Source organism: Actinomycetospora lutea (assembly GCF_028737205.1).
GTDB lineage: Bacteria > Actinomycetota > Actinomycetes > Mycobacteriales > Pseudonocardiaceae > Actinomycetospora > Actinomycetospora lutea.
This window is the reverse complement of sequence record NZ_JAQZAL010000035.1, coordinates 25751-48744: the sequence shown is the minus strand read 5'-3', so window position 1 is coordinate 48744 and position 22994 is coordinate 25751. Positions and strand designations below refer to the sequence as shown.

General features: G+C 74.0%; 24 protein-coding genes. 14 read left to right on the top strand and 10 right to left on the bottom strand.

The features are described from left to right. Window positions 1-34: 34 nt before the first annotated feature. Together sbnA and PHK61_RS27485 are read left to right on the top strand one after the other, a co-directional pair. Window positions 35-1042, top strand: coding sequence for a 2,3-diaminopropionate biosynthesis protein SbnA (gene sbnA, locus PHK61_RS27490; RefSeq protein ID WP_274284214.1), 1008 nt, complete (start codon window positions 35-37; stop codon window positions 1040-1042). 40 nt (window positions 1043-1082) lie between these two features. Beyond that, window positions 1083-2060, top strand: a complete 978-nt coding sequence (locus PHK61_RS27485) for a TauD/TfdA family dioxygenase (RefSeq protein ID WP_274284213.1) — start codon at window positions 1083-1085, stop codon at window positions 2058-2060. Window positions 2061-2071: 11 nt separating this feature from the next. On the opposite strand, the gene PHK61_RS27480 is transcribed toward PHK61_RS27485, so the two are convergent. After that, window positions 2072-3370, bottom strand: coding sequence for a D-arabinono-1,4-lactone oxidase (locus tag PHK61_RS27480; RefSeq protein WP_274284212.1), 1299 nt, complete (start codon window positions 3368-3370; stop codon window positions 2072-2074). Between the two features lie 40 nt (window positions 3371-3410). Here PHK61_RS27480 and PHK61_RS27475 point away from each other — a divergent pair, with 40 nt between their 5' ends. After that, the gene (locus tag PHK61_RS27475; protein WP_274284211.1) at window positions 3411-4571 is read left to right on the top strand and encodes an alanine racemase; all 1161 of its coding nucleotides are present in this window, start codon (window positions 3411-3413) and stop codon (window positions 4569-4571) included. Between the two features lie 99 nt (window positions 4572-4670). On the opposite strand, the gene PHK61_RS27470 is transcribed toward PHK61_RS27475, so the two are convergent. Both PHK61_RS27470 and PHK61_RS27465 read right to left on the bottom strand, forming a co-directional pair. Beyond that, window positions 4671-5252, bottom strand: coding sequence for a cob(I)yrinic acid a,c-diamide adenosyltransferase (locus PHK61_RS27470; RefSeq protein ID WP_274284210.1), 582 nt, complete (start codon window positions 5250-5252; stop codon window positions 4671-4673). A gap of 43 nt (window positions 5253-5295) precedes the next feature. After that, window positions 5296-5616, bottom strand: a complete 321-nt coding sequence (locus tag PHK61_RS27465) for a TroA family protein (RefSeq protein ID WP_274284209.1) — start codon at window positions 5614-5616, stop codon at window positions 5296-5298. Window positions 5617-5738: 122 nt separating this feature from the next. On the opposite strand from PHK61_RS27465, the gene PHK61_RS27460 reads away from it, so the two are divergent. Together PHK61_RS27460 and murA are read left to right on the top strand one after the other, a co-directional pair. After that, on the top strand, window positions 5739-5933 hold the full coding sequence (locus PHK61_RS27460; RefSeq protein WP_274284208.1) for a hypothetical protein: 195 nt from the start codon (window positions 5739-5741) through the stop codon (window positions 5931-5933). Between the two features lie 12 nt (window positions 5934-5945). Next, window positions 5946-7214, top strand: coding sequence for a UDP-N-acetylglucosamine 1-carboxyvinyltransferase (gene murA / locus PHK61_RS27455; protein ID WP_274284207.1), 1269 nt, complete (start codon window positions 5946-5948; stop codon window positions 7212-7214). A gap of 40 nt (window positions 7215-7254) precedes the next feature. Here murA and PHK61_RS27450 read toward each other — a convergent pair whose 3' ends face one another. Then, the gene (locus PHK61_RS27450; RefSeq protein WP_274284206.1) at window positions 7255-7551 is read right to left on the bottom strand and encodes a hypothetical protein; all 297 of its coding nucleotides are present in this window, start codon (window positions 7549-7551) and stop codon (window positions 7255-7257) included. Between the two features lie 144 nt (window positions 7552-7695). Between PHK61_RS27450 and PHK61_RS27445 the strand changes: the two genes are divergently transcribed. After that, window positions 7696-9735 (top strand): protein meaA, encoded by a 2040-nt coding sequence (locus PHK61_RS27445; protein WP_274284205.1) that lies wholly within the window; start codon window positions 7696-7698, stop codon window positions 9733-9735. Here the strand turns inward: PHK61_RS27445 and PHK61_RS27440 are convergent, their stop codons facing one another. Then, window positions 9736-10092, bottom strand: coding sequence for a nuclear transport factor 2 family protein (locus PHK61_RS27440; RefSeq protein ID WP_274284204.1), 357 nt, complete (start codon window positions 10090-10092; stop codon window positions 9736-9738). 120 nt (window positions 10093-10212) lie between these two features. Between PHK61_RS27440 and PHK61_RS27435 the strand changes: the two genes are divergently transcribed. Continuing rightward, window positions 10213-10620, top strand: coding sequence for a PaaI family thioesterase (locus PHK61_RS27435; protein WP_274284203.1), 408 nt, complete (start codon window positions 10213-10215; stop codon window positions 10618-10620). Here the strand turns inward: PHK61_RS27435 and PHK61_RS27430 are convergent. After that, window positions 10598-11653: a methyl-accepting chemotaxis protein gene (locus PHK61_RS27430; protein WP_274284202.1), complete on the bottom strand. Its 1056-nt coding sequence runs from the start codon at window positions 11651-11653 to the stop codon at window positions 10598-10600. The two genes, PHK61_RS27435 and PHK61_RS27430, sit on opposite strands and share 23 nt — an antisense overlap. Window positions 11654-11692: 39 nt before the next feature. Continuing rightward, on the bottom strand, window positions 11693-12178 hold the full coding sequence (locus tag PHK61_RS27425) for an NUDIX domain-containing protein (protein WP_274284222.1): 486 nt from the start codon (window positions 12176-12178) through the stop codon (window positions 11693-11695). A 131-nt stretch (window positions 12179-12309) separates the two neighbouring features. Here PHK61_RS27425 and nucS point away from each other — a divergent pair, with 131 nt between their 5' ends. From nucS to PHK61_RS27395, 6 genes are all read left to right on the top strand, one after another. Further along, window positions 12310-12969 carry an endonuclease NucS gene (gene nucS / locus PHK61_RS27420; RefSeq protein WP_274284201.1) on the top strand — a complete coding sequence of 220 codons (660 nt, stop codon included), beginning with the start codon at window positions 12310-12312 and terminating at the stop codon, window positions 12967-12969. A gap of 5 nt (window positions 12970-12974) precedes the next feature. Next, entirely contained in the window at window positions 12975-13466 is a 492-nt protein-coding gene (locus PHK61_RS27415; RefSeq protein WP_274284200.1) for an HIT family protein, read from the top strand. Between the two features lie 76 nt (window positions 13467-13542). Continuing rightward, window positions 13543-15072 (top strand): aldehyde dehydrogenase family protein, encoded by a 1530-nt coding sequence (locus tag PHK61_RS27410; protein ID WP_274284199.1) that lies wholly within the window; start codon window positions 13543-13545, stop codon window positions 15070-15072. A 61-nt stretch (window positions 15073-15133) separates the two neighbouring features. Further along, complete coding sequence (locus PHK61_RS27405; RefSeq protein ID WP_274284198.1) at window positions 15134-16606, top strand: MFS transporter; 1473 nt, start codon at window positions 15134-15136, stop codon at window positions 16604-16606. 97 nt (window positions 16607-16703) lie between these two features. Continuing rightward, entirely contained in the window at window positions 16704-18488 is a 1785-nt protein-coding gene (locus PHK61_RS27400) for a 3-hydroxyacyl-CoA dehydrogenase family protein (protein ID WP_274284197.1), read from the top strand. Window positions 18489-18490: 2 nt separating this feature from the next. After that, entirely contained in the window at window positions 18491-18766 is a 276-nt protein-coding gene (locus PHK61_RS27395) for a hypothetical protein (RefSeq protein ID WP_274284196.1), read from the top strand. A gap of 31 nt (window positions 18767-18797) precedes the next feature. Here PHK61_RS27395 and PHK61_RS27390 read toward each other — a convergent pair whose 3' ends face one another. From PHK61_RS27390 to mce, 3 genes are all read right to left on the bottom strand, one after another. After that, window positions 18798-19901, bottom strand: a complete 1104-nt coding sequence (locus tag PHK61_RS27390; protein ID WP_274284195.1) for a DivIVA domain-containing protein — start codon at window positions 19899-19901, stop codon at window positions 18798-18800. 88 nt (window positions 19902-19989) lie between these two features. Next, complete coding sequence (ccrA, locus tag PHK61_RS27385) at window positions 19990-21321, bottom strand: crotonyl-CoA carboxylase/reductase (RefSeq protein ID WP_274284194.1); 1332 nt, start codon at window positions 21319-21321, stop codon at window positions 19990-19992. Window positions 21322-21408: 87 nt separating this feature from the next. After that, window positions 21409-21870 carry a methylmalonyl-CoA epimerase gene (gene mce, locus PHK61_RS27380; protein WP_274284193.1) on the bottom strand — a complete coding sequence of 154 codons (462 nt, stop codon included), beginning with the start codon at window positions 21868-21870 and terminating at the stop codon, window positions 21409-21411. A 115-nt stretch (window positions 21871-21985) separates the two neighbouring features. Here mce and meaB point away from each other — a divergent pair, with 115 nt between their 5' ends. Then, the gene (gene meaB / locus PHK61_RS27375; RefSeq protein WP_274284192.1) at window positions 21986-22993 is read left to right on the top strand and encodes a methylmalonyl Co-A mutase-associated GTPase MeaB; all 1008 of its coding nucleotides are present in this window, start codon (window positions 21986-21988) and stop codon (window positions 22991-22993) included. Window position 22994: the final 1 nt, after the last annotated feature.

Sequence of the window (22994 nt, the reverse complement as noted above, 5' to 3'; positions counted from 1 at the left end):
CCGAGACGACGACAGCGAAACCGAGGAGGTCGCCATGACCATCATCTCCGCCCCGCAGCAGTACAACACCGACGACCTCTTCATCGACCTGAGGGCGATCGTCGAGCACAACCTGTTCCTCAAGGTCGAGGGCATGAACTTCGCGGGCTCCGTGAAACTCAAGGCGGCGGCCTCGATGATCGGGGCGGCCCAGGCCCAGGGCCTGCTCAACCCCTGGTCGATCGTCGTCGAGTCGTCGTCGGGCAACCTCGGCGTCGCCCTGGCGATGGTGTGCGCGAACCACGGCTACCGCTTCATCTGCGTCACCGACGACCGCTGCAACATCCAGACCCGCCGGCTCATCGAGGCCTTCGGCGGCGAGGTCCACGTGGTCGACGTGCCGCACCCACAGACCGGCCTGCTGGGCGCCCGCCTCGAGCACCTCGCCTCGATCTGCGCGAAGAACCCCGACGCCGTCTGGCTCAACCAGTACGAGAACCCCGCCAACGCCGGCGCCCACTACGCCCAGACCGGCCCGGCGATCGCCCACACCTTCCCCCACGTCAACATCGTGTTCGTCGGTGCGGGCACCTGCGGGACGCTGATGGGCACCGCCCGCTGGTTCAAGCAGCACCGCCCGGACGTCAAGATCGTCGCGGTCGACGTCGAGGGCTCGGTGAGCTTCGGCGGCGAGGCCGGCACCCGCCGCATCCCGGGCCTGGGGATGGGCATGACGCCGCCCGCGCTCGACCGCTCGATGGTCGACGACGTCGTCGTGGTCCCCGAGACCGAGACCCTGCGGATGTGCCAGCGCCTCGCGATGCGCGGGTTCCTCTTCGGCGGGTCCACCGGCACCGTCGTCGCGGGCGCGGCCTCCTGGCTGTCCGAGCACGGCAGGCCCGGCCTGACCGCCGTGACCCTGGCGCCCGACTCCGGCGAGCGGTACCTCGAGACCGTCTACGCCCCGCTCTGGCGCGAGGAGCACTACGGCGCCATGGCGCGCCTGACCGGCCGCCACATCCTGCCCGACAAGCTGCCCGCCCCGCCGGCGTCCAGCGCCTGATTCCCGATCCGCCTACCCGATCCCGATTCGGAGCCACCAGATGTCGTCCACGATGCAGCAGCCCGCCGCCGGCAACCTCGACCTCCGGCCCGGCCACCCCCCGATCCTGTGGGTGAGCCCCGGCCCCGACCCGGTCGGCTGGGCGGCCTACCACCGCAACGACGTGCGCCAGATCGTCGCCCGCCACGGCTCGGTGCTCATCCGGGGACTCGGCGTGCGCGACCACGCGCAGACGGCCGCCGTGTTCGGGCGTCTCGCGGCCGTCGGCCTCCTGGCCGAGCGGGAGGCCTTCGCGGCCCGCACGGCGCTCGGGAACGGTCTGTACTCCGCCACCCCGTGGCCGGCCACCCAGCAGATGTGCCTGCACAACGAGCTGAGCTACCTGCCCGACCCGCCGGCCTTCATGTTCTTCGCCTGCCTCACCCCGGCCGCCGCCGGTGGCGCCACCCCGGTCGGCGACGCCGGGGCCGTCCTCCAGGCGCTGCCCCCGGCGCTGGTGCAGCGGCTCGACCACGAGGGCTGGATGCTGGTCCGCAACTACAACGACGAGATCGGCGCGTCGTGGGCGGAGGCCTTCGGCACCACCGACCGCGGCGCCGTCGAGCACTACTGCCGCAGCCAGGGCATCGAGTTCAGCTGGAACGGCGACGCGCTGAGCACCCGCCAGCGCCGCCGCGCCGTCGTGCGCCACCCGGTCGACGGACGGCCCTGCTGGTTCAACCAGATCGCGTTCCTCAACGAGTGGACGCTCGACCCCGACATCCGCGAGTACCTCGTGGAGTCCTACGGGCCCGACGGGCTGCCGTTCACCACGCGCTTCGGCAACGGCGAGCCGATCGGCGAGGACGTGGTCAACCTGATCAACAACGTGTACGCCGCGCACACGGTGAGCGAGCCGTGGCAGGCGGGCGACGTCATGGTCGTCGACAACATCCGCACCGCCCACGGCCGCGAGCCCTACCAGGGCGACCGCGAGGTCGTCGTCGGGATGGCCGACGCGATCCGCCTCGACCGCTAGTCGGACCCTGGTCAGCCCGGCCCGAGCACCCGGTCGAGGTGCTCGTTCGTGAACAGGCCCGCGGGGTCGACGTCGCGGCGCACGCGGCGGACGTCGTCGAAGCGCGGGTAGCGTGGCGCGAGGGCGGCGGCGTCGAGGTGGTGCTCCTTGCCCCAGTGCGGGCGCCCGCCGGCCGCCGCGGCGATCGCGCCGAACGCCGCGAAGTACTCCGCGCGGGGCGCGCCGACGTACTGGTGGATCGCGACGTAGGCGGTGTCGCGGCCGTGCGCGGTGGAGAGCCAGACGTCGTCGGCGGCGGCGACGCGGACCTCGACGGGGAAGAGCACGGGGTGCTCGAGGCGCGGGACCAGCGCGCGCAGCTCGTCGAGCACCCCGGCGAGCCGGCTGCGGGGCACTGCCCACTCCGACTCGACGAACCGCACCCGGCGCGTGGTGGCGAACACGCGGTGCGAGCGGTCCCCGTACTCGCGCGCCGACAGCACACCGGAGGCGAGGCGGCCCAGCGGGACCGCGGTGCGGGGGAGCGCGCGCCCGATCCGGCACAGGGTGCCGAAGGCGGCGTTCTCGACGAGGTCGTACTCGACGAACCGACGCACCGGGTGCAGGGGAGCGAGGGCCTCGGCGACGGGCACCCGGTGGTTGCGCTTCACCAGGGCCTGCGCGCCGTAGGGGAACCAGTAGAACTCGACGTGGTCGGCCTCGTCGAAGAGCCCGTCGAGGTTCCCGAGCACGTCCTCCAGCGGCTCCGGGCGCTCGCTGGCCCGCAGGGCGAAGGCCGGCACGCACTGCAGGGTCACGTGGGTGACGACACCCAGCGCGCCGAGCCCGACCCGCGCGGCCTCGAAGAGCTCCTCGCCGGCCGAGCACGCGACGGCCGTGCCGTCGGCGAGCACGAGGTCGAGCGCGACGACCTGGGTGGCGAGGCCGCCGAGGCGGGCGCCGGTGCCGTGCGTCCCCGTCGCGACGGCACCCGAGATCGTCTGCACGTCGATGTCGCCGAGGTTCTCCAGGGCGAGCCCGTGCGCGTCCAGCGCGGCGTTGAGCGCCCGCAGCGTCGTCCCGGAGCGGACGCGGACCCGGCCGGTGGTGGTGTCGAGGGCCTCGATCCCGGTCCATCCGCGCAGGTCGAGCGCGTGCCCGCCGGTGGCCGCGAGCGGCGTGAACGAGTGGCCGCTGCCGCGGGGCCGCAGGTGGGAGCCGCGCGCCGCGTGCACGGCGGCGACGACGTCGTCGACGGAGCGCGGGTGGTGGACGCGGGCGGGCGTCGCGGCGACCGTGCCGGCCCAGTTGCGCCACACACCGCGAGCCATGGCGGCACCGTAGCCTCCGCGCAGGTGCCAGAGTGGGCCGGTGATCAGCGACTGGGATCGCGCGACCGCCGACCTCGACCCGCCGTTCGCGGTCGTCGACCTCGACGCCTTCGACGCCAACCGCGACGACCTGCTGGTGCGCGCGGCCGGGCTCCCGATCCGCCTCGCCACCAAGTCCGTGCGGTGCCGCGCGCTCATCGAGCGGGCGGGCGCCGGGCGGCTGATGGGCTACTCGCTGCGCGAGGCGCTCTGGCACGCCGAGCTCGGGACCGGCGACGACGTCCTCGTCGGCTACCCCACGGTCGACCGCGCGGCGCTGCGCCGGCTCGCCGCCGACGAGCGCGCCCGCGCCGTGGTGACGCTGATGGTCGACGCCGTCGAGCACCTCGACCTGGTCGACGACGCCGTCGGCGCGCACCACCCGGCGCTGCGCGTCTGCCTCGACCTCGACGCGGCCTGGCGTCCGCTGCCCGGCCTGCACGTCGGGGCCCGCCGCTCGCCGGTGCGCACCCCGGACGACGCCCGCCGTCTCGCGCGCGCGATCACGGCGCGCCCCGGGTTCCGCCTGGTCGGGCTCATGGCCTACGAGGGCCAGATCGCGGGCGTGCCCGACGCGACGAGTCCCCGCCCGCGCGACGCCGCGGTGCGCTGGATGCAGGCGCGCTCGGCGCGCGAGCTGGCCGCCCGCCGGGGTGCGGTGGTGCGCGCCGTCCGCGAGGTCGCCGACCTGGAGTTCGTCAACGGCGGGGGCAGCGGCAGCGTGGAGACGACGCGGGCCGACCCCTCGGTCACCGAGATCGCCGCCGGCTCGGCGCTGATCGGCTCGACGCTCTTCGACGGCTACACCCGCATGCACCCGCGGCCCGCGGTCGCCTACGCGCTGCCCGTGGTGCGCCGACCCGACGCCCGCCACGCCACCCTGGCCGGCGGCGGCTGGGTGGCCTCGGGCCCGGCCGCCGCGTCCCGCCTGCCCACGCCGTTCGGCCCCGGCGACCTCGTCCTCACCGGCACCGAGGGCGCGGGGGAGGTGCAGACGCCCGTCCGGGGCCGCCGCGTCCCGGCGCTCGGCGAGCGGGTGTGGATGCGCCACGCCAAGGCCGGCGAGCTCGCCGAGCACGTCACCGAGTACCACCTCGTCCGCGACGGGGAGCTCGTGCGCACCGTCCCGACCTACCGCGGCGAGGGGAAGGCGTTCGGCTGAGACGCCGGGAACACCGCCGCGGGCCCGATCCGGGCCCGGCGACGACCGGGCGCCCGCACCGCGGGAGCGAGGCCCCGCGCGGAGCGCTCGTCGAACACGTCAGCGCTGCTCCTCGGGCCCGCCCGGCACCCACAGGACGTCGCCGCCGGGGTTGGCGACCCGCCCGAGGATGAACAGCAGGTCCGAGAGCCGGTTGAGGTAGTGCGCCGGCAGCGTGCTGGTGCGCTCGGGGTCGGCCGCGATCACCGCCCAGGTGCTGCGCTCGGCGCGACGGGTGACGGTGCGCGCGACGTTGAGGTACGCCGCCGCCGGGGTGCCGCCGGGCAGGATGAACGAGTTCAGCTTGGGCAGGTCCTCGTTGAACTCGTCGCACCAGCCCTCGAGCCGCTCGATCTGGCGCCCGGTGACGCGCAGCGGCGGGTACTCGGGGTTCTCGACGATCGGGGTGGCCAGGTCGGCGCCCACGTCGAACAGGTCGTTCTGGATCTGCTGCAGCGGCGCGACGATCGCCTCGGGCGGCGCGCCCACCGAGAGCGCCACGCCGATCGCGGCGTTGGCCTCCTCGGAGTCGGCGTAGGCCGACAGCCGCGGGTCGGTCTTGGGCACGCGCGAGAAGTCCGAGAGACCGGTGGTCCCGTCGTCGCCGGTGCGCGTGTAGATCCGGGTCAGGTGAACGGCCACGGGGTCAGTCTAGGGACGCCGACCGACCCCGTGGTCGCCGTGATCAGCGCTGCAGCGCCCGCGCGAACAGCGGCGCGGCGCGGTCGAGCGCGGCCGCGGTGCCGGGCACCGAGCCGGACGAGAACGCGTCGCTGGTGGTCTTGTCGTCGAGGACGACGAGGTGGCCGGACGTCGCGGCCGGGGTCCGCGAGAGCACCGGGTCGGTGCGGATCGCGTCGGCGCTCGCGTTGATCGGGAAGACGACGGTGAGGTCGGAGGACAGCAGGCCGACCTGCTCGCCCGAGAGCGACACGTAGAACGAGCCGGCCGCCCGGGGCGCGAGCGCCTCGATCTGCGGCGGGGTGCGGAAGCCGAGCTCGTTCATGACGTCACGCGCGAGTCCCCGGGGACGTAGGCACCCCACTGGCCGCCGTAGAACGCGCCGACGTCCGCCGCCCTGCCGGCGAACGCCGGGTTGGCGGCCGTGGTGGCACGCGCCAGGGCGGGGTGGTCGCCGCCACCGGGTCGCCGCAGGACGTCCTCACCGAGGAGCTCGTCACCGACGTCTACGGCCTGGCCTGCCGTGTCCTGCCCGACCCGGAGACCGGGACGCCCATGGTGGTGCCCCGCCGACCGGACCGGATGGCGGCCGACGGCGCCGTCGAGGGTGCTGGCGACGGCCGGTCCGTGGCGGGCGGGTAGCGTTCCGGCGCGATGAACGAGCACTTCGTGGTGCACGGCTCCGGGCCCCTCTCCGGGGCGGTCGACGTCGTCGGCGCCAAGAACAGCGTGCTCAAGCTGATGGCGGCCGCGCTGCTCGCCGAGGGCCGGACGGTCATCACCAACTGTCCGGAGATCCTCGACGTCCCGCTGATGGCCGACGTGCTGCGCAGCCTGGGGTGCGCGGTGGCCGTCGCGGGCGACACGGTGACCATCGACGTCCCGGCCGAGCTGACCCCGGAGGCGGACTACCGCTCGGTGTCGCGGCTGCGGGCCTCGGTGTGCGTGCTGGGCCCGCTGGTGGCGCGCTGCCGGCGCGCGGTGGTGCCGCTGCCCGGCGGTGACGCCATCGGCTCGCGCCCGCTCGACATGCACCAGGCGGGCCTGCGCCTGCTCGGGGCGTCGAGCGAGATCTCGCACGGCTGCGTCGTCGCCGGCGCCGAGACCCTGCGCGGCGCCCAGATCTGGCTCGACTTCCCCAGCGTCGGGGCCACCGAGAACATCCTCATGGCCGCCGTGTTCGCCGAGGGCACCACGGTGATCGACAACGCCGCGCGCGAGCCGGAGATCGTCGACCTCGTCACGATGCTCCAGCAGATGGGCGCCAAGATCGAGGGCGGCGGCACCTCGACGCTCACCGTCCACGGCGGCGGGCCGCTCACGCCCACGACGCACCGGGTCATCGGCGACCGGATCGTCGGCGCGACCTGGGGCTTCGCCACGGCGATGGCCGGCGGCGACGTCACCGTGCGCGGCGTCGACCCCCACCACCTCGACCTCGTGCTCGACCGGCTCGGGCAGGCCGGCGCGCAGGTCTCCGCGCTCGACGGCGGCTTCCGGGTGGTCATGGACGGGCGCCCGCGCTCCGTCGACTGGGTGACGCTGCCCTACCCCGGCTTCGCCACCGACCTGCAGCCCATGGCGATCGCGCTGTCGGCGATCTCCGAGGGCACCTCGATGATCACCGAGAACGTCTTCGAGGGGCGCTTCCGGTTCGTCGAGGAGATGGTCCGGCTCGGGGCCGACGCGCGCACCGACGGCCACCACGCCGTGGTCCGCGGCGTGCGCCGGCTCTCGTCGGCGCCGGTGTGGGCCTCGGACATCCGCGCGGGCGCGGGCCTGGTGCTCGCCGGGCTGTGCGCCGACGGCGAGACCGAGGTCTGGGACGTCGCGCACATCGACCGCGGCTACCCGCTGTTCGTCGAGAACCTCGCCGCCCTCGGCGGCGGCATCCACCGGATCGTCGCGCCGCCCCAGCGCTGAGTACGTGAGCGAACTTCGGGGCTATAGCCCCGAAGATCGCTCACATGGCGCGGAGGACCACGCGGGCGTCGTCGGCGTCGCTCGGGAACGCGAGCAGGCGCCAGCCCTCGACGCCGTGGCTGAGCGTCACCCGCACCTTCTCGCGCGCGAGCTTCGCCACCAGCACGTCGGCGGCCTCGCGCGTCGGCACGACGGCGACGGTCTCGAGCAGGCCCAGGTCGCCGGTCTCGTCGGGCACCGCGCCCTGCGGACCGCGGCCGAAGGTCCAGCGCAGGATGCCGGCGAGCAGGACGACCATGGCGATCGCCAGCACGATCTCCCCGATCGACCCGACCATGGCATGTCTCCCTCGTCCGCGCTCGGTCCCATCCTGACCGATCCTGTGTCCCACGGCATCCTTCGTGCGATTCCGTGGCCGAGACCCGTCGGTAACATCAGCGGGTCATCCGCCAGGTGACGAAGTGCAGCGGAGGTACCTGACGTGCCCTACCCCAGCGACGACGCCCGCGACCGGCCCTGGGTCATGCGGACCTACGCCGGCCACTCGTCGGCACGCGCGTCGAACGAGCTCTACCGGCGCAACCTGGAGAAGGGCCAGACCGGGCTCTCGGTGGCCTTCGACCTGCCCACGCAGACCGGCTACGACCCCGACCACGAGCTCGCCAAGGGCGAGGTCGGCAAGGTCGGTGTGCCGGTGTCGCACCTCGGCGACATGCGGGCGCTGTTCGACGGCATCCCGCTCAACGACGCCAACACGTCGATGACGATCAACGCGACGGCGATGTACATGCTGGCGCTCTACGTCACCGTCGCCGACGAGCACGGCGCCGACCGCGAGAAGCTCGCGGGCACCACGCAGAACGACATCGTCAAGGAGTACCTGTCCCGCGGGACGTACGCGTTCCCGCCGGCGCCGAGCGTCCGGCTGATCACCGACATGATCGCGTGGACGTACCTCAACGTCCCGAAGTGGAACCCGATCAACATCTGCAGCTACCACCTGCAGGAGGCCGGGGCGACGCCGACGCAGGAGGTCGCCTACACGCTCTCGACGGCGATCGCGGTGCTCGACGCGGTGCGCGACTCGGGCCAGGTGCCGCCCGAGAAGTTCGCCCAGGTCGTCGGGCGCATCTCGTTCTTCGTCAACGCCGGGCTGCACTTCATCGAGGAGATCGCGAAGCTCCGCGCGTTCTCGCAGCTCTGGGACGAGCTGTGCCGCGAGCGCTACGGCGTCGAGGACGAGAAGATGCGCCGCTTCCGCTACGGCGTGCAGGTCAACTCGCTCGGGCTCACCGAGGCGCAGCCGGAGAACAACGTCCAGCGCATCGTGCTGGAGATGCTCGCCGTGACGCTGTCGCGCGACGCCCGGGCCCGCGCGGTGCAGCTGCCGGCGTGGAACGAGGCGTTGGGCCTGCCGCGCCCCTGGGACCAGCAGTGGGCGCTGCGCATGCAGCAGGTGCTGGCCTACGAGACCGACCTGCTCGACCACGACGACGTCTTCGCCGGCTCGCACGTCATGGAGGCCAAGACCGCGGCGATCGTCGAGGGCGCCCGCGCGGAGATGGCCAAGGTCGCCGAGATGGGCGGCGCGGTGCCGGCCGTCGACTCGGGCTACATGAAGTCGCAGCTGGTGTCGTCGCTCGCGGCGCGCCGCCAGCGGATGGAGTCGGGCGAGGACGTCGTCGTCGGCGTCAACAAGTTCACCTCCACCGAGCCCAGCCCGCTGCAGGCCGAGGGCGCCGAGGCGATCTTCACGGTGGAGAAGTCGGTCGAGGAGGAGGCCGCCCGCGCGGTGGCGGACTGGCGCTCCTCGCGCGACCAGGCGCGCGCCGACGCCGCGATGACGCGGCTGCAGGAGGCCGCCCGCGGCGACGAGAATCTCATGGAGGCCACGCTCGAGTGCGCCCGCGCGGGCGTCACGACGGGGGAGTGGGCGGGCGCGCTGCGCGAGGTGTTCGGGTCCTACCGCGCCCCGACCGGCGTGGCCGGAGCGTCAGGCGCGACCTCGGGTGCCGGCGAGGCCCCTGCGGAGCTCGCCGCCGTGCGGGCCCGCGTCAAGCAGACGGCCGAGGAGATGGGCACCGCGTCGCTGCGCATGCTCGTCGGCAAGCCGGGCCTCGACGGGCACTCCAACGGCGCCGAGCAGATCGCCGTGCGCGCCCGCGACGCCGGCTTCGAGGTCATCTACCAGGGCATCCGCCTGACGCCGGCCGAGATCGTCGCGGCCGCCGTGCAGGAGGGCGTGCACGTCGTCGGCCTGTCGGTGCTGTCCGGCTCGCACCTCGAGGTCGTGCCCGCGGTGCTCGACGGGCTGGCCCGCGCGGATGCCGACGACATCCCGGTGGTCGTCGGCGGGATCATCCCGCCCGCCGACGCCGAGCAGCTCCAGCGCCTCGGTGTCCAGCGCATCGTCACGCCGAAGACCTACTCGCTGACCGGGATCATGGGCGAGTTCGTCGACGTCGTCCGCGAGGCGAACGGTCTCGACTCGCCCTCGCCGGCACCCGTCGCGGGGGCCTGACTAGCCGGGGACCTTGTCGAGGAAGCCGTGGACGGTGCGCAGGCGCCCGTCCTGGGCGATCTCGGCGACGTCGAACCCGACGACGACGGGCTCGGCGCCCGCGGGCCCGAGGTGCCAGGTGAAGCGGACGACGTCGTGATGGGCGTCGAGCACGTCGCCGCGCGAGAACACCAGGCCCGCGAACTGCTCCTGCGCGCCGGCGATCAGCGCGTCGACGCCGTCGTGGCCGTGGACGTCGGCGAGCGGGTCGACGTAGCGCGCGTCCGGGGTGAACGCGGCGGCGATCGCGTCGCGGCGCGCCGACGGGTCGGTCGCGTTCCAGGCGGCGAGGTAGCGGTCGATGCTGTCGGTGGCCATGGGGTCCTCCTCGGTCGTGGTGAGGTCGTGGTGAGGGGGAGCCTGACCGGGGCGCGGTAGGCGGGTCGATGACCTCGTAGGTCATGGACGATCACCGGCGTGGGGCCCGACGCTGTCCCCGTGACCCCCGACGAGCTCATCGCCGCCATGCCCTTCGCCGCCGGCCTGCGCATCCGGCTCGAGACCGCGAGCGCCGCCGAGACCGTGGCCGTGCTGCCGTGGTCCGACGCGAACACGACGCTCGCCGGGCTGCTGCACGGCGGCGCGCTGATGACGCTCGCCGACACCACCGGCGCGGTGTGCGCCTACCTCGGCCTGCCCCAGGGCGCCCGGACGGCGACCACGCAGTCGGGCACGCACCTGCTGCGCGCGGTGTCGGGCTCCGACGTGCGGGCGACCGCGCGTCCGGTGCACTCCGGGCGCACCCAGATCGTCGTGCAGACCGACCTCACCGACGACCGCGGGCGCCTCGTCGCGCGGACGACGCAGACGCAGGCCGTGCTGATCAGTCCTGACGGGCCGCGGTGAGCTCCTCCTCGGTCTCCTCGCCGGCCTCGTCGTCCTTCGCGGCGCCCCGGCGCTTGAGGAACGAGAAGCCCGGGATGCCGTCGATCGCGCGGCGCAGGTCCTTGGTGACGTCGAGCAGCTCGTGCAGGTCCGGTCCGACGCGGTCGAGGGTCGCGAGGATCGGCATGATGTCGGTGACCATGTGCTCGGTGAACTGCGGCAGCTCGTCCACCAGCTTGATCGCCGCGTCGACCTCCTCCTGGCTGAGCTCGTCGACGAACTTGCCGGCCAGCGGGGCGGCGCGCTCGAGCATCGGGCGGTAGACGTCGAGCAGCTCCTGGGCCGACCGGCTCGTCGCGCCGGCGCCGTCGACGATCCCGCGCGCGCCCTCGGTGATCTCCCGGGCGCTGCCGACGACGCCCTCGGCGCCGCTGGTGATGGAGCGCGCGGACTCGACGACCTCGCTCGCGCCCGAAGTGATCTGGCGGGCGGACCCGACCACCTCGTCGGCACCGGAGGTGATCGAGCGCGCCGACTCGACGACCTCGCTCGCGCCGGACGTGATCGACCGGGCGGACCCCACGACCTCCTCGGCACCGCTCGTGATCGCCCGCGCCGAGGTGACCACCTCGTCGGCGCCGGACGTGATGAGCCGCGCCGACCCGACCACCTCGTCGGCCCCTTCTGTGATCTTCCGGGCGCTGCCGACGACCTCCTCGGCTCCGCTGGTGATGCTGCGCGCGGACCCGACCACCTCGTTCGCCCCGTCGGTGATCCGGCGGGCCTCGCCCAGCACCCCGTCGACGCGCTCCATGACGCCGTCGACGCGGACGACGATGGTGTCCGCGCGGTCGACGAGCCCGTCGACGCGCTCGGCGAGCTGTCCGAGGACGCCGACCAGGCGCGTCACCTCGTCGAGCAGGGACTCCACGCGCCCGGGCAGGCGCGCGCCCACGTCCACGACCTCGCCGACCCAGCCCACGACCGCGCGGCTCGTGTCGAGCACCTCGCCGGGTGTGGGCACCGACAGCGGCCCGAGCCGCACCAACGCCATGCCCCCACTCTGCCCGCGCGCCGGGGGTGTCACGCCCGGTTACGACGAGCGGAGCAGCAGGAGCGTGTAGGCGGCGAGGGTCTGGGCGTCCGTGATCTCGCCGCGGCGCGCGCGGTCCTCGAACTCCGCGCGCGTCAGCCAGGCGAAGCGCATGTCGGCCTCGCTCGCCTCGCGCTCGGGCGCGCCGGCGGCGAGGTCGGTAGCGAGGAAGGCCCGGCCGCGCTGGGAGGACAGGCCGGGGGCGACGTCGAGCAGGCCCAGGTAGGTCCAGGTCGCGGCGGTCAGGCCCGTCTCCTCGCGCAGCTCGCGGGCGGCGAGCTCCTGCGCCGGCATCTCCGCGCGGTCGGGCGCGGTGCCCTGCGGGAACTCCCAGCGCCGCAGCCGGAGCGGGTAGCGGTACTGCTCGACCATGGCGAGACGGTCACCCTCGAGCGCCACGACCAGCGCGTAGTCGGGCTTGTCGACCACGCCGTACACGCCGCCGGACCCGTCGGCCCGGCGGAAGGTGTCCTCCCGCAGGGTCATCCAGGGGTTCGCGTAGATCTCGCGGCTGCTCGTCGTCACCGGGGCGTCCACACCGCCAGATGATCCACGGCACCCGTCTCCCCGTGCTGACCGGTCGAGCTCCGCTCCGCTTCGTCTCCTACGGTGGGCCCGTGCGCCTCGTCATCGCCCGCTGCACGGTCGACTACGACGGCCGCCTGACCGCGCACCTGCCGAGCGCGCTGCGCCTGCTGCTGGTCAAGGCGGACGGGTCGGTCAGCGTCCACGCCGACGACCGGGCCTACAAGCCGCTGAACTGGATGAGCCCGCCGTGCTGGCTCACCGAGTCACCTGGCGTGTGGACCGTCCGGAACAAGGCCGACGAGACGCTGACGATCACCCTCGAGGAGATCCAGCACGACTCCAGCCACGAGCTGGGCGTCGACCCCGGCCTGGTCAAGGACGGCGTCGAGGCCCACCTGCAGGAGCTGCTGGCCGCGCACGTGGCGACGCTGGGGGAGGGCTGGACGCTGGTGCGCCGCGAGTACCCGACGGCGATCGGCCCGGTGGACCTGCTCTGCCGCGACGCCGGCGGGGCGTCGGTCGCCGTGGAGATCAAGCGGCGCGGGGAGATCGACGGCGTCGAGCAGCTGACCCGCTACCTCGAGCTGCTCAACCGCGACCCGCTGCTCGCGCCGGTCGGCGGGGTGTTCGCCGCGCAGCAGATCAAGCCGCAGGCGCGCACGCTCGCCACCGACCGCGGTATCCGCTGCGTGACGCTCGACTACGACGCCCTGCGCGGCGCCGAGGTCGACGAGTTCCGGCTGTTCTGAGCACCGTGGGCGGTCGGCTGGCGCGCGCCCTCGCGCGGCGCCCGGGGCGGGGCCGGGTGCGCGAGCACCTGCCCGCCGAGGTCGACGGCGAGTGCGTGTTCTGCCGCATCGTCGACGGGCGCGGCGAGGCGAGCGTGGTCGCGTCCTCCGACGGGGCGGTCGCGTTCCTCGACCTCCGACCGGTCACCCCGGGCCACGTGCTCGTCGTGCCGCGGGCGCACGCGGCGCACCTCGCCGACACCACCGACGCCGACGGCGCCGCGATGTGGGCGCTGGCGCGGCGCGTGGCCGCGGGCCTGCGCGCCGCCGGGCTCGCCGACGGCGTGAACCTGCTGCTCGCCGACGGCGCGGTCGCCTGGCAGACCGTGTGGCACGTGCACCTGCACGTCATCCCGCGCCGGCGCGGCGACGGGCTGCGGCTGCTGGCGGCGTGGACGCGGCCGGGACGGGCGAGCCTCGACGCGACCGCCGACCGCATCCGGGCCGCCGTGTCCTGATGCCGTCCCGTCCTGAGCCCGGTGCCACACGAACGAACAGTCGCGTCTGACCGCTACTGGTGCGTAGATTCGCCCCATGACGAGCACCCGCGACGCGGGGACGGTGCCCGCGGACGACCGGCGCCCTCACCAGGACACCTTCGACTCCCTCGATCCCCGCTCCGGCGAGGTGATCGCGTCCTACCCGCGGCAGACGCCCGAGCAGGTCGAGGCGACGGTCGCGCGGGCGCGGCCGGCCACGCGGTGGTGGACCGACCTCGGGTTCGACGGGCGGTCGCACAAGCTCGCGGCCTGGCGTCAGCTGATCGACCGGCGCCGCGAGGAGCTCGCCGCGGTGGTCAGCCGCGAGACGGGCAAGCCGCTCGACGACGCGCGCATCGAGGGCATCCTCGCGCTCGACCACCTGCACTGGGCGGCCACGCACGCGAAGAAGGTGCTCGGGCCGCGCAACGCCGCCGCCGGCCTGCTGATGATCAACCACAAGGCCACCGTCGAGTACGCGGCGGTCGGGGTCGTCGGGGTGCTCGGACCCTGGAACTACCCGGTGTTCACGCCGATGGGCTCCATCGCGTACGCGCTCGCCGCGGGCAACACGGTGGTCTTCAAGCCCAGCGAGCTCACCCCGGGCGTCGGGCGGTGGCTGGTCGACTCCTTCGCCGAGGCGGTCGGCCCCGATCACAACGCCGACGCGGTGTTCCAGCTGGTCACCGGCGAGGGCGAGACCGGCGCGGCCCTGTGCCGCGCGGGCGTGGACAAGGTCGCGTTCACCGGCTCGACGGCCACGGCGAAGAAGGTCATGGCCACCTGCGCCGAGTCGCTGACCCCGGTGCTCGTCGAGTGCGGCGGCAAGGACGCCCTGCTCGTCGATGCCGACGCGGACCTCGACGACGCCGCCGCGGCCGTGGTCTGGGGCGCGATGTCGAACGCCGGCCAGACCTGCGTCGGCGTCGAGCGCGTCTACGTCGTGGACACGGTGGCCGAGGACCTGCTCGACCGGGTCGCCCGCCGGGCCGCCACCCTGACGCCCGGCGGGGCGCCGGACTCGCCGTACGGGCCCATCACCATGCCCTCCCAGCTCGGCGTCATCTCCGGCCAGATCGACGACGCGCTCACCCGCGGCGCCCGCGCGGTCGTCGGCGGCCGCGGGTCGGTGCGCGCGCCCTACGTCGACCCCGTCGTGCTCGCCGACGTGCCCGAGGACTCCAGCGCCGTCACCGACGAGACCTTCGGCCCGACGGTGGTCGTCAACCGGGTGCGGGACATCGACGAGGCCGTCGAGCGGGCCAACGCCTCGCGCTACGGCCTCGGCGCCTCGGTGTTCGCCCGGCAGCGCGGGCACGAGGTCGCCCGCCGGCTGCGCGCCGGCATGGTGTCGGTCAACGGCGTCATCGCCTTCGCCGGCATCCCGTCGCTGCCGTTCGGCGGGGTCGGCGACTCCGGCTTCGGGCGCATCCACGGCGTCGACGGGCTGCGCGAGTTCACACGGCCCCTCGCCATCTCGGAGCGCCGCTTCCGCAGCGTCAACGTCATGACGTTCGACCGCCCGGGCTGGGTCGTGAAGGTCCTCGCGGGGCTCGTGAGCGTCCTCTACGGCCGGCGTCGCTGAGCCACTCGATCACGCGTCCGGTGTCTTGGTGAGCGGTCGCCGGTAGGCCAGGCTCACCCGGGTGACCGAAGATCTCCGACAGCGTGTCGCCGGGATACCGGGGGATCCGCGCCGCTGGCTCGTGCTGGTCGCCATGACCGGCTCGCTGTCGATGATCATGCTCGACCAGACCGTGGTGTCGGTCGCGCTGCCGACGATGGGCCGCGAGCTCTCGCTCGACCCGGCCGCCCAGCAGTGGGTGGTCAACGCCTACGTGCTGGCCCTCGCCGCCCTGGTGGCACTCGGCGGCAAGGCCGCGGACCTGCTCGGGCCGCGGCGGGCGTTCCGGTCCGGGGTGACCCTGTTCTTCCTGGCGTCCGTGGGCTGCGGGCTAGCGCCGGCGGGCCCGCTGGGCGAGGCGACGATCATCGCCTGCCGCACCCTGCAGGGCGCCGGCGCGGCGCTCATGGTGCCGGTGTCGGGCGCGATCGTCATCGCGGCGTTCGGGCCCGGCGAGCGGGGCCGGGCCATGGCGCTCTACGCCGGCATCAGCCAGGTGTTCGTGGCGCTCGGGCCGCTCATCGGCGGCCTGCTCACCGAGTACGTGTCCTGGCGCGCGGTGTTCTTCCTCAACGTCCCGGTCGGCATCGCGACGCTCGTGCTCGTGGCGATCGCCCCGGTCCCCGCCCGGCGCGTGCCCGGCACCAGGGTCCGCCCGCTCGACGTCCTGCTCGTGGTGGCGGGCCTGGCGCTGACCACGGTCGCGATCCAGGGCGCGGGGGCCGACGGTGCGTCGGCGCCGGTGCTGGCCCTGCTCGCCGTGGGCCTCGCGGCCACGGGCTGGTTCGTGGTGCGGCAGCTCCGCGCCCCCGACCCGCTGATCCACGTGCGGCTGTTCGCCGACCGGGGCTTCACAGGCGCCGCCGTGGTCACGGGGTTCGTGCAGTTCGGGCTGCTCGGGCTCGTGCTCTACAGCTCGATCTACCTGCAGGAGCTGCTCGCCTTCGGGCCGATGCAGGCCGGGCTCGCGGTGCTGCCGCTGATCCTGCCGCTGACCCTCGCCGCGCAGATCGGCGGTCGCTGGTTCGACCGGGCCGGCGTGCGGGGCCCGGTGCTCACCGGGCTCGTGCTGTGCGCGGTGGGCACCGTCGCGTGGATGCTCGCGCTGCCGGGCCTGCACTACGCCATCCAGACCCCCGGGATGGCCCTGGTCGGCGTCGGTCTCGGGCTCACCCTGTCGCCGACGAACACCGACGCGCTCTCCCGGGTCGCGGACACCGAGCGCACCCAGGCCTCCGGCGTGGTCCAGACCGTGCGCCAGCTCGGCGGCACGCTGGGCATCGCGGTGATCGGCGCGGTGGTGATCTCGGCGGACGCCGACGCACCCGGCCGCACCGCCGCCCCGGCCGGGATCGCCGCCGGGTTCGCGGTCGCGGCGGGCGCATTCGTGCTCGCGGCGCTGGTCGGGGCCCTGCTCCTGGCCCGTCGGGTGCCCGGACCTACCGGAACGGTCAAGTTACCCGCTGGTACGAACCCGTCCGTCGGACCCGGGTGAGACATCGCCGACCATGGCAGGATCGCGCCCCGGGGCAGGTGGGAGCCTTCCCCGGACAGCAGTACCTGGCACTGGTCGGCGGCAGGAAGGTGACGGCGTGGCGCGCGAATTCGCCCGGGTCGGAGTGGTCGGTCTCGGCACCATGGGGGCCGGGATCGTCGAGGTGTTCGCCCGCGGCGGCATCGAGGTCGTCGCGGTGGAGGTCGACGAGGCGTCGGCGACCCACGGCCGGGAGACCCTCGAGGCGTCGACCCAGCGGGCCGTCGACCGCTCGAAGCTGGCCGCCGACGACCGCGAGGCCCTGCTCGGCCGGGTGCGGGTCACCACCACCCTCGACGACCTCGCCGACGTCGACCTCGTGGTCGAGGCCGTGCCCGAGCGCCTCGAGCTCAAGGCCGAGGTCTTCGCGGCGCTGAGCAAGGTCTGCGGCCCGGAGACGATCTTCGCGTCGAACACCTCGTCGCTGTCGATCACCGAGCTGTCGGTGCGCACCGAGCGCCCGCACCAGGTGGTCGGCATGCACTTCTTCAACCCGGCACCGGTGCAGGCGCTGGTCGAGGTCGTGCGCACGGTCGTCACCGACCCCGAGGTGCTCTCCGACGTCACCGGCCTCGCCGTGGCGCTGGGCAAGAGCCCGGTAGTGTGCGGCGACCGCGCCGGCTTCATCGCCAACAACCTGCTCTTCACCTACCTCAACCAGGCCGTCGGGATGTTCGAGTCCCACTACGCCGGGCGCGAGGACCTCGACGCGGCCATGCGCTACGGCTGCGGCTACCCGATGGGCCCGCTGGCCCTCATGGACCTCATCGGCCTCGACACGGCCTACGAGATCCTCGACACGATGTACCGGCAGTCGCGCAACCAGCGCCACGCCCCGGCCCCGATCCTCAAGCAGATGATCACCGCCGGGCTGCTGGGCCGGAAGTCCGGGCGCGGCTTCTACACCTACGCCGCCCCCGGCTCGCCCGAGATCGTCGCCGACAACCTGACCCCGCCGCCCCCGGGCGAGGAGGCCGCCGACCAGCGCCCGGTCGCGACCGTCGGCGTCGTCGGCACGGGCACGATGGCCACCGGCATCGCCGAGGTCTTCGCGAAGGCCGGCTACGACGTCGTCGTCCGCGCGCGCACCGAGGCCAAGGGCGAGGGCGTCGTCGCCGGGATCCGCAAGTCGCTGGAGAAGGCCGTGGTCAAGGGCAAGCTCTCCGAGGGCGCCCGCGACGAGACCCTCGCCCGCGTCCGCCCGACCACGACGTTCGACGACCTCGCCGACTGCGACCTCGTCGTCGAGGCGGTCGCCGAGGACCTCGAGGTCAAGCAGGCCGTGTTCGGTGCGCTCGACGACGTCGTCAAGCCCGGCGCGATCCTCGCGACCACGACGTCGTCGCTGCCGGTCGTCGAGTGCGCGGCCGCCACGCAGCGCCCCGACGACGTGATCGGCATGCACTTCTTCAACCCGGCGTCGGTGATGAAGCTGGTGGAGATCGTCAGCCCGATCACCACCGCCCCGGACGTCACGGCGACCGTGCGGGCCGTCACCGCGAAGATCGGCAAGCACCCGGTGCTCTGCGGCGACCGCGCCGGGTTCATCGTCAACGCCCTGCTCTTCCCGTACCTCAACGATGCCGTGGCGATGCTCGAGGCCAACTACGCCGGGGCCGACGACATCGACTCGGCCATGAAGAACGGCTGCGGACTGCCGATGGGGCCGTTCGCGCTGCTCGACGTGGTGGGCCTGGACGTGTCGCTGGCGATCGAGCGCTCGCTGTACATGGAGTTCCGCGTCCCCGGGTTCGCGCCCGCGCCGCTGCTCGAGCACCTGGTCACCGCCGGGCGTCTCGGCCGCAAGACCGGCCAGGGCTTCCGGGACTACCAGAAGAAGTAGGAGTGGCCCGCCGGCCCCGACGGCCTCCGCGCCCCGCCCGCCCCGCCCCGGAGCCCCCTCCGCTGCGGGGCGGGTGGGTGCGCGACGAGGACGGCTGGACGGTGCGCTCGATCAGCGGCTCCGCGGCGACGAAGACCTACGTCTGCCCGGGCTGCCACCAGGACATCCCGCCGGGCACGCCGCACGTGGTGGCGTGGGAGACCGCGCGCGAGTCCGAGGCGGACAACGAGCGCCGGCACTGGCACACCGGCTGCTGGCGCCGCGCACGGCGCTCGTGACCGGCGCTCGTGACCGGCTCCCCAGCCGCTCCTAGCGCGACGAGGGTGCCGCGCTGCGCTGCTCGGGCGCGGAGGCGCCGCCGAGGTCCGTCCCGCCCGCCTCGTGGCCGGTGCCGTTGGCGTGCGGCGGGTCGGGCAGCACCGGGCGGCCGTCGCCCGGGGCCTCGTCGGGGAACGAGTCGACGGTGGGCAGGGCCCCCAGCGCCTGGCGCAGGGACGCCAGCTGCTGGCCGACCCGGTCGCGCAGGCGCCGCATGTCGGCGACCTCGGCGTCGGCCTCGCGCAGCCGGCGCCGGGCCTCCTCGGACGCCTCCTGCACGTACTTGTCGGCCCGCTCCCGCGACGCCTTCTCGTCGGCCTCGAGCTGGCGCATCGCCTCGCGGCGGCGGGCGGCCATCGCGACCGCGAAGTCGTGCTCGACCTGCTCGCGCGACGCCCGGCCCTCGGTCTCGAGGCGGTCGCGCTCGTGCTCGGCCTCCTGGCGCACGCGGGCGGCCTCGGCGCGGGCGCCCTCCATGAGCGAGCGGTGCTCCTCCTCCATCGCGTGGCGCCGGCGCTCGTTGTCGGCGAGGCCCTCGTCGTGGCGGTGGCGGGCCTGCTCGGCCTCGGCCTCCGCGCGCTCGTGGATCTCGCGGGCCTGGCGGCGGGTCTCCTCGAGCATGCCGCGGCCCTGCTCGTCGGCCTCCTCGACCGTGCGGCGGGCCCGCTGCTCGGCCTCCGCGGCGGTCTTGCGCGCGTGCTCGTCGGCGCCGTTCATCGTGCGGCGCGCGTACTCGTCGGCCTCCTCGCGGATGCGCCGGGAGGCGTCGGCGGCCTCGTCGCGCATGGACCGGGTCTCGTCCTGCGCGAGGCGCAGCATCCGCTGCAGGCGCTCGGAGAGGCCCTCCATGGTGTCCGGCGGGGCCGAGAGCCGGTCGACCTGCGCGCGCAGGTCCTCGACATGCGCACGGTGGTGGTCGAGCGCCCGCGCGAGCTCGGTCGCCTGGGCGACCGCCGCGTCACGGTCGGCGGTGAGGATGCGCAGGTCGGCCTCGACGCGGTCGAGGTGCTCCTCGACCTGACCGCGGTCGTACCCACGGCGCACGACGTCGAAGCCGGTCCCCAGCGGCAACAGCTCGTGCTCGTCGGACGGCATGCGGGTCACGGTACCGGCGTGACGGAGGGTGCTCCACGGACGGGTGAGTGTGATTCGCTCACCCGTCCGCGCAGCTCACCGGTGCCGATCAGACGCCCCGGAAGCGGTTGATGCTCTCGAGGTGCTGCTCACGCTTCTCGGTGTTCGTGACGCCGAGGCCCTCCTCGGGCGCGAGGCCGAGCACGCCGACCTTGCCCTGGTGGCTGTTGTGGTGCACGTCGTTGGCCGCCTCGCCGGTCTCGTGCAGCGGGTAGACGCGCGAGACGGTCGGGTGGATCGCGCCCTGGGCCACCAGGCGGTTCGCCAGGTAGGCCTCCTTGTAGTTCGCGAAGTGCGAGCCGATGATCCGCTTGAGGTTCATCCACAGGTAGCGGTTGTCGTACTGGTGCATGAAACCGCTGGTCGACGCGCAGGTGACGATCGTGCCGCCGCGCTTGGCGACGTAGACGCTCGCGCCGAAGGTCTCGCGGCCCGGGTGCTCGAAGACGATGTCGGGGTCGTCGCCGCCGGTCAGCTCACGGATCCTCTGGCCGAAGCGCTTCCACTCGCGAGGGTCCTGGGTCTCGGGGTCGGACCAGAACTTGTAGCCCTCCTCCGAGCGGTCGATGATCAGCTCGGCACCCATCTTGCGGCAGATCGCGGCCTTCTCGGGGTTCGAGACCACGCAGACCGGCGTCGCACCGCCGTTGAGCGCGAACTGGGTGGCGTAGGAGCCCAGGCCGCCCGAGGCGCCCCAGATGAGCACGACGTCGCCCTGGGTCATGTTGGCGCCGTTCGCGCTGACCAGCTGGCGGTAGGCGGTCGAGTTGACCAGGCCCGGGGAGGCGGCCTCCTCCCAGGTGAGGTGGTCGGGCTTGGGCATGAGCTGGTTGGTCTTCACCAGCGCCAGCTCAGCGAGCCCGCCGAAGTTGGTCTCGAAGCCCCAGATGCGCTGCTCGGGGTCCATCATCGTGTCGTCGTGGCCGTCGGGGGCCTCGAGCTCGACCGAGAGGCAGTGCGCGACGACCTTGTCGCCGGGCTTCCAGGTGTGCACGCCCTCGCCGGTCTTGAGCACGACGCCGGCGAGGTCGGAGCCGACCACGTGGTAGGGCAGGTCGTGGCGCTTGGCCAGCGGCGACGTCCTCCCGTAGCGCTTGAGGAAGCTGAACGTCGACACCGGCTCGAAGATCGAGGTCCACACGGTGTTGTAGTTGATGGCGCTGGCCATCACGGCCACCAGCGCCTCGCCGGGTGCCACCTCGGGGGTGGGGACGTCGTCGAGGTGCAGCGACTTGCGCGGGTCCTTCTCGCGCGAGGCCATCCCCTCGAACATGTCGGCCTCGTCGGCGTGGACGGTGATGCCCCGGTACGACTCGGGAACGGCGAGGCCGGCGAGGGCGGCGGTGTCGTCGGCGAGGATGGCGTCGCGGATGTCCTGCACGTTCTTGCCTCCGTCTTGGTGGGCGGTGGCGCGAGGCTACCGGCCGGTAACAGTCCTGGGGACCGGGGTGTGAGCGGGTCGGTGTCCCTAGTGGGTCTCGGCGGGTTCGACGAGCTCGACGAGCACCCCTCCGGCGTCCTTGGGGTGCACGAAGTTGACCCGCGAGCCGGCGGTGCCGCGTCGCGGGGCGTCGTAGAGCAGTCGCAGGCCCTTGGCGCGCAGCGCCTCCATGCTGGCCTCGACATCGGTCACCCGGTAGGCGACCTGCTGCAGGCCGGGGCCGTTGCGGTCGATGAACTTGGCGATCGTCGACGACTCCGACAGCGGCGCGAGCAGCTGCACGGCCGGGCCGGCGTCGTCCCCGGGGGCGTGCAGCATCGCCTCGCGGACGCCCTGCTCCTCGTTGGTCTCCTGGTGGGCGGCCACCAGGCCGAGGTTCTCGGCGTACCAGGCGATCGCGGCGTCGAGGTCGGGCACGGCGATCCCCACGTGGTCGATCGTGGTGATCCCGCTGGCGGCCAGGTCGCCGGATGCTCCGTCGGATGCCATGGCGGGCAGGGTAACCATCTGAATCGAAGTGTTGGCCCCGTGACGCAGCGCACGCTTGGTTTCCCAAGCTGTGCCGGGAGGGCGGTTGCGCCCGCGGTGGGTAGCGTGCGGGGCCGTGGATCTGGAGCAGCTGGTCGCGGCCGCGCGGGAGGGGACGCCGCGTGCCGTGGCGCGGCTGATCTCCCTGGTGGAGGACGGGAGCCCGCGCCTGCGCGAGCTCGCCGCGGCGCTGGCTCCCCACACCGGCCACGCCCGGGTCGTGGGGCTCACCGGCGCGCCCGGGGTCGGGAAGTCGACGACGACGTCGGCGCTGGTCGGCGCGCTGCGCGCGGACGGCAGGCGCGTCGGCGTGCTCGCCGTCGACCCCAGCTCGCCGTTCTCCGGCGGCGCGCTGCTGGGCGACCGTGTGCGGATGGGCGAGCACGCGACCGACCCGGGCGTGTTCATCCGATCGATGGCCACGCGCGGGCACCTCGGCGGGCTCGCGGCCGCCACGCCGCAGGCGCTGCGGGTCCTGGACGCCGCCGGCTGCGACGTGGTGCTCGTCGAGACGGTGGGGGTGGGCCAGTCGGAGGTCGAGGTCGTCGCCCTGGCTGACACGACGGTGGTCCTCCTGGCCCCCGGGATGGGTGACGGCGTCCAGGCGGCGAAGGCCGGCATCCTCGAGGTCGGGGACGTGTTCGTCGTCAACAAGGCCGACCGCGACGGCGCCGACGCCACGGTGCGCGAGCTGCGTCACATGGTGTCGCTCGGCCACGGGACGCGGAGCAGTCAGGGGAGCACGCCGATGGGGGAGCCGGCCCATCGGGACCGGGAGCTCGCGGGGCCGGCGTGGCGCCCGCCGGTCGTGCGGACGGTGGCCTCGTCGGGGCAGGGGATCGAGGACCTCGTCGGCGCCCTCGACGACCACCGCGCCTGGATGGCCGACCACGGCCGCCTCGGCGACGGCCCGCGGCAGCGGGCGCGCGCCGAGATCGAGGCGATCGCGCTGGCCGACCTGCGGGCGCGCATCCGGGACCTCGCCGGCGCCGCCGCCCTGGGCGAGCTGGCCGAGCGCGTCGTCGCGGGGGAGCTGGACCCCTACGCCGCCGCCGACGAGATCGTGTCCTCGGTGCGGGGCTGAC